Source organism: Paenibacillus peoriae KCTC 3763 (assembly GCF_000236805.1).
Taxonomy (GTDB): domain Bacteria; phylum Bacillota; class Bacilli; order Paenibacillales; family Paenibacillaceae; genus Paenibacillus; species Paenibacillus peoriae.
On the sequence record NZ_AGFX01000046.1, the window covers coordinates 64,605 to 70,810 of the forward strand.

Annotated in this window: 5 protein-coding genes; all 5 read left to right on the top strand. The window is 48.9% G+C overall.

Annotated features, from left to right (window positions below; genetic code table 11):
* Nucleotides 1–7: 7 nt before the first annotated feature.
* The gene (locus KQI_RS0124730) at nucleotides 8–1,468 is read left to right on the top strand and encodes a class I adenylate-forming enzyme family protein (RefSeq protein WP_010349576.1); all 1,461 of its coding nucleotides are present in this window, start codon (nucleotides 8–10) and stop codon (nucleotides 1,466–1,468) included.
* A 97-nt stretch (nucleotides 1,469–1,565) separates the two neighbouring features.
* A complete protein-coding gene (locus KQI_RS0124735) occupies nucleotides 1,566–2,789 on the top strand; it encodes an aldehyde dehydrogenase family protein (RefSeq protein WP_010349577.1) in 1,224 nt (407 codons plus the stop codon).
* Nucleotides 2,786–4,486 (top strand): thiamine pyrophosphate-binding protein, encoded by a 1,701-nt coding sequence (locus KQI_RS0124740; RefSeq protein ID WP_010349578.1) that lies wholly within the window; start codon nucleotides 2,786–2,788, stop codon nucleotides 4,484–4,486. Before KQI_RS0124735 ends, KQI_RS0124740 begins: the two co-directional genes overlap by 4 nt.
* Before the next feature lie 23 nt (nucleotides 4,487–4,509).
* Nucleotides 4,510–5,751: a beta-ketoacyl-ACP synthase II gene (gene fabF / locus KQI_RS0124745; RefSeq protein ID WP_010349579.1), complete on the top strand. Its 1,242-nt coding sequence runs from the start codon at nucleotides 4,510–4,512 to the stop codon at nucleotides 5,749–5,751.
* 4 nt (nucleotides 5,752–5,755) lie between these two features.
* The gene (locus KQI_RS0124750) at nucleotides 5,756–6,172 is read left to right on the top strand and encodes a 3-hydroxyacyl-ACP dehydratase FabZ family protein (RefSeq protein ID WP_010349580.1); all 417 of its coding nucleotides are present in this window, start codon (nucleotides 5,756–5,758) and stop codon (nucleotides 6,170–6,172) included.
* The last annotated feature ends 34 nt before the right edge of the window (nucleotides 6,173–6,206 follow it).

The window sequence follows — 6,206 nt, forward strand, 5'->3', positions numbered from 1 at the left end:
GAACGCTGTGCTTGTTACGCATACGGATTGCCGTATCATATCACCTGAAGGAATTATGACCAAGGAGCGCCTGGAGCGGGACGTTGCGATCTTCTCCCGAATGCTGGCTCTCAGAGGAATTTCGGAAGATGGCAGAGTGATACTGAAAGCGGCCAATTCCTACTGGTTTGTTGTGTCTCTGTTCTCCTTGTGCAAGATCGCCGTTTCGGTGACTGTAGTGGACGAGCAGACTGTGCTGGATGAGGTAGCCCAAATTTATGATGAAGCGGGTGCCTGTTGCATTCTCACCGATGGCGATTTAGAACTTCCTCATGCTTTTGTTATTCTGATTCAAGATCTTATTCAAGAAGAAGCAGCACACCCGCATTGGGTGGGAGAGCCGGCAATTGAAGTCCTCGACTTTACCAAATGGTGCGAGAGGACGGACGCCCTCATTCTGTATTCTTCAGGTACGACGGGAAAACCTAAGGGAATCGTGAAAGCTGGCACGGCTTTCATGGAGAATATCAGGCATTCGATACACGCCATGAACTACTTACCGTCTGACCATATGCTCCCCGTGGTGCCTTTCTCTCATTTTTATGGAATTTCACTTATCTTCTCCTGGTGGTTAACCTCATGTTCCCTCATCATTTGTAATCCTAAAAACCTCTGGAGTGTTATTGCCAGCATTACGAAAGATCAAGCTACAGTCGTAGATGCTAATCCTTCTGCTTTTTACACCTTATTACGTATGTTAAACCGAAAGCCAGAACAACTGGAAATGATCAGGAGTTCCCCGGTGCGCATGTGGTGCGTAGGCGGCTCCCCACTTACCCAAGATCTCGAAGAGAAATTTAACAACATATTTGGACGGCCCCTGCTGAATGGTTACGGTCTTTCTGAGCTGGGCAACGTTACGCTGGGGACGCTGGAGTGTCCGAAAGGCTGCGGCAAACCGTTACCAGATGTGAACCTGGAAATACGAGATGCTGCTGGCAACCAGCAGGCTGAAGGCAACGTAGGCGAAGTGTGGATACGCAGTGCCGGATGCATGGAAGGCTACCTGAATCGTCCAGACCTGACGCAATCTGTGCTACAGGATGGCTGGTTCAAGACGGGCGATCTGGGCTATCTAGATGAGGAAATCCTGTATGTCATTGGTCGCAGCGGCAAGACGGTCAACCGGATGGGCTATATGGTCTCACCGGTCTATATCGAAGACCGAATAGGCTCGATAGGTTACCGATCCTGCGTGATCACCCTGGAGGACGAGGCCAAAGGGACATTGCTGGTTGCATTCATCGAAAGCGAATCCGCGCAGGTCCTGCCCGTGCTCCGCAAGGAGATGAATCGGGTGCTGCCTTCATACATGTTCCCGGATCTTCTGCTTCCGCTCGCTCGATTTCCTTTGAATCGCAATGGAAAAGTAGATCGGCTGGAGATGGAGCGCATTGCCCTGCAGAAAGCTGCTTCTCGCAAAGGGTAAGTGCTGAAAGCTGAGACCCTGTCTGGTTTATAAAGTGTAGTCTTTCGGAAAGACAAGATATTTACCACAAACCGATGAAGGAAAGGGAGAATTCACTATGAGTATGAATTCGGAACTGGCAAAAAGCGCGTTATTTTTGGAAAGGCATGAATCTATTCTGAAATGCCTCAATTATTTGATTGAAAATCGGCAGGAAGTGATGGATATTCTCACGCAATTTTCATCCTATCGGGCCGCCAATGCAGAAATGGATTCCACGATCTCCACACTTCAGGGCGCTTTGCAAGAAGTGCAAACCTATCAGCCAGACTGGCAACGATCTATGGCTGTATTCATGCCTTCTAACGTCATTTTATACTCCTATGCATTATACCTTTTGATTCCGTCCCTCTACGTTGAGAATATAGACTTTCGCCCTTCCTCTCATGTAAACGAGTATGTCAGCTTATTGCATGAAAAGCTCCAGGCTGTACACGGATTACCCATCTATATTCGTAAAGTCAGCCAGAAGGTGTTCATGGAAAATTCCGTGATGCCCGCTGATATTGTAGTGTTTACGGGGAGCTATACCAACGCGGAGAAGATTAAAAAACAAATCCGTAAAGAGCAGCTCTACATTTTCTACGGACAAGGAATCAATCCTTTCATCATCGGACCCGATGCCGATCTGGAATTAGCGGTTACGGACGTAATTCGAATGAGATTGTACAACTCTGGACAGGATTGCCTGGGACCTGACATCATTCTGGTGCATCAGGATGTGAGGGAGAGCTTTAAAGATTTGCTGATTAAGCGGCTTGACCAACTCGTGTTTGGAGGAAACAATGATCCGAACGCAAACTATTCGCCTATTTTCTATAAAGATACGCTGTATTCGGTATCTGAATATTTTAATACAAACGATAAGTTTATTATTTACGGCGGCGGCATTGATTTCCGTACGAAAAAGATGGAGCCAACGGTTGTATATAGCGAATTGGATGAGGATTTGGAAATTATCGAGTATTTTTCACCAGTCTTCAACGTGGTTATCTATCGTGACGACGAGCAGCTGACCAAGCGTATTTCCTCCAGTTATTTTAGCGAACGTGCAATGGGCTGCAGTCTGTACGGGTCTGAGCACTTGGCGGACGTTCTTCGAAAGAAACACACATTGACCATTAATCAGACACTTGAGGATGTGGATCAGGGAAATAAACCCTTTGGTGGCTATGGCACGATGTCGAACTATATTTATCACGATCATAAGCTCGTTTCGAAGCCGATTTTGATTTCTGAAATCGTCGCAGAATACTTGTCGGAAAAGAGGAGTCTGGTATGACTGTAAGCTTATCCCCCTGGGATGCCATCATTGGCTACTTAAAATCGGCTGGGGTCCGGCATCTCTTTGGATTACCAAGTGATGATCTCCAAATCATATCGTCACTCCCCTCGTCTGGTATGGATTTTATTCTATGCAAAGACCAGCGCAATGCTGTGTTTATGGCAGCAGGCTATGCGCTCACAACTAACCAGATGTCCGTCTGTGTTGTGGGTAAAGGGCCAGCACTCAGCAATACACTCACGGGGCTGTTGGAAGCGAAGAACCTTGGTGCTCCGGTTCTACTTTTGGCACTTGGCACCGGAGGAGACAAGCTGGGGACCCGTTCCTTTCAGGAAGCGGACCAAATCTCACTCGTAAAGCCGCTCGTAAAATGGGCTTATCGTGTTGAGCATGTGGATCGGCTGGTATGGGCGATGGAGCGGGCGGCTTTTTTGGCCATCAATGGAGCCCCAGGTCCGGTCTACATTGAACTGCCCGAAAACCTGATGGATCAGTCTGTGCCGATTGGGTTTCAGCCAGCCCCGCCCGAAAGACTTTCATGCTCTCCGTCTCTGCGGGAGCTGGATGCAGCATGGGGAATCATAGAGACGGCCCGCAAGCCTCTTATTCTAGTTGGAGGCGGAATGAAGTCAGGGAACAGCGATGTAATAGAGCGGTTCGCTAATCAGCATGGAGCGGCCTTGTTCGCAACCGCCTCGGGACGGAGCGCAGTTGATGAAGAGCATGAACTTTTCTGTGGTGTTGCCGGGCTCTACACGGATATCAGCTTGAGACGAATCTGGGAGGAATCCGATGTCGTGATCACGCTGGGCAGCCGTCTGGAAGAAACAGCTACGTTCGAGTGGGATATTTTGCTGCAGGATACACCTTTAATTCAGGTCAATGTCGAGCTGGAGGATTTTGCACATGAATACAAGGGTGTCAAGGTGCTGGGAGATGGATATGCCGCAGTGGAGCAATGGCTTGAACGGCGGGGACAGGAGCCTGATGGAGTTTGGCTTGAAACGATCAGGAGCTGTAAAGAGAAGGCTTTTTCTCAACGGGCCGTTTATCTGGAAAAGTTGAAAAAGACTCCTGGAATTCACGTGCCGGAGCTGTTGGAAATGATTCAGACAGAGCTGCCTGAGAATCTGGTGCTTCTTCAAGAGAATGGATTGCAGGATATGTGGTCCTACTTTTATCCGTATTTTCGTTTTGCCGCAGGTTCTCTTTCGATTGTTCCCAGTGATCAAACGAGCCTTGGATTCGGTGCGGCCGCTGCTTTGGGGGCAAGTGTGGCAACTAAATGTCCAGTAGTGGCACTTGTCGGTGATGGTGCGTTCAATCTCTTCTCCCCGGATTTTATTACGGCGGTACAGTACCGGATACCGGTAATCTATCTCGTGCTGAATAATGGCGGCTACGGCTGGTTGCAAAATCAAATGAATTACAAGCACCTCTCAGGGCAGTCCTTCCCATTTGTCTCTGAGACCGCCAAGACAGGAATGCAAATTCCACAGTATGAGTTCGTCGAAAGCCTTGTGATCCGGAGCAAGGAGGAGGCCCGGGGACAGCTTCAGCTTGCTTGGGAAAAGTATCAGGAGAACAAGCTTGTAGTCGTCGAGGTATATGCTGACCTTGCAGATGTGCATGAGAAAATCAGTCATGTATATGGCGACTTTCCTCTTTACGAGCAACAGGCTTCCAAGAATTAATTTCAGTGAAGGACGTGGGTACAGTGAGAAGACGTGTTGTAGTAACAGGACAGGGAGTCGTAACGCCGGTCGGGCATAATCTTACCGATTTTTGGAATTCGCTGTTGGAAGGAAAGAGTGGAATTGGACCTGTCACTGTATTTGATACAACCAATATACCGACAAAAATTGGCGCACAGGTTATGGGTTTTGATCCGTTGCAGTATATGAGCAAGAAGGAAGCGCAAAAAGTCGCGCAGTTCACTCAATTTGCCTTGGCGGCTGCTCGGCAGGCAGTCGAGCAATCCAAATTAGTGATTGATGAGCGGAATGCAAGACGCGTGGGGGTTATTGTCGGCTCTGGAGCTGGCGGCCTTGACGTAGTAGAGGAGAACTACAGGAAGCTAACCGAGCTTGGTCCCAAAAGGGTTTCACCATATTTTGTTTCCTCCATGATGATTAATTCTGCGCCCGGCGAAATCTCTATTGCGATCGGAGCCAAGGGACCTTCGTTTGCTGTGGTCACAGCTTGTGCTACCGGAAGCAATGCCATCGGTGAAGCATTGCGCACGATCCAGTATGGCACGGCTGATGTCGTGGTTGCCGGAGGGGCGGAAGCGAATTTTAGCCAGCTTGATTTGGCCTCTTTTGCGAATATCCATGCGCTCTCCAGACGGAATGAAGAGCCGCAGAAGGCCAGCCGCCCGTTCGATGTGGACCGCGATGGATTCGTCATCGGCGGAGGAGCAGGGGTCTTAGTGTTAGAGGAGCTGGAGCATGCATTGAACCGGGGAGCTACCATCTTGGCCGAAGTTGTGGGTTACGGCTGCACAACCGATGCCTATCATATCACAGCTCCTGATCCCTCGGGCTCCGGTCCGGCAGAAGCGATTAACATCGCCCTGCAGGATGGTGGCTTGACACCACAGGACATTGACTATGTGAATGCTCATGGTACGAGTACGCCATTCAACGACCGTATGGAGATCAATGCGATTCAGCGCGTATTCGGAGAGCATGCTCCCCGTCTGGCGATATCATCTATCAAATCGATGACAGGCCATTTAATGGGCGGTGCAGGGGCAGTTGAATTAATCGCAACTGTACAGAGCTTGATCCATAACAAGGTACCACCGACACTCAATTGCGACAATCCTGAAGCCCCTGAGCTGAATTTTGTGCCGCACGTATACCAGGAACGCGAAGTCCGTGCAGCGATTAGTAATTCGTTCGGCTTCGGCGGTCATAACGTTTGTCTGGCTGTACGCAAATGGCAGGAGGAATAACATCGTGAACGTTGATGACATACGTATTCTCGATGTGCTTCCTCACCGCTATCCGTTCATTATGATCGATAAGGTAACGGGTTTTGAGCATTCAAAGTGGGCCAGAGGATACAAGAATGTAACCTGGAACGATTGGTTTATTTCCGAAGTGAATCCGTTTATGCCCCATATGATGGTCGTTGAAGCATTGGCGCAGTTAGGCGGCTTTGCGACTATGGACGAAACGGGCATCTCCTATTTGAGTTCATTGAATCAGGTCGAGATGCATGAACGGACTCAGCCTGGAGATCGGCTGGATCTTTATTTTGAAGTAACGAAGAGGAAAAGAGGTTTTCTTATCGGCAAAGGCTTGGCTACTGTAGGAGATCGGATTATTGTCAAGGCGGAAGAAATCGTATCGTTTACTCCGAAACAAGTATAACGTGAACCTGCATTAAGGAAATAGGGTCATCGCA

Excerpts from the sequence above, each read along its gene's own strand:
- KQI_RS0124740 (WP_010349578.1), top strand. The coding sequence starts at position 2,786 with ATGACTGTAAGCTTATCCCCCTGGGATGCCATCATTGGCTACTTAAAA.
- KQI_RS0124735 (WP_010349577.1), top strand. The coding sequence starts at position 1,566 with ATGAGTATGAATTCGGAACTGGCAAAAAGCGCGTTATTTTTGGAAAGG.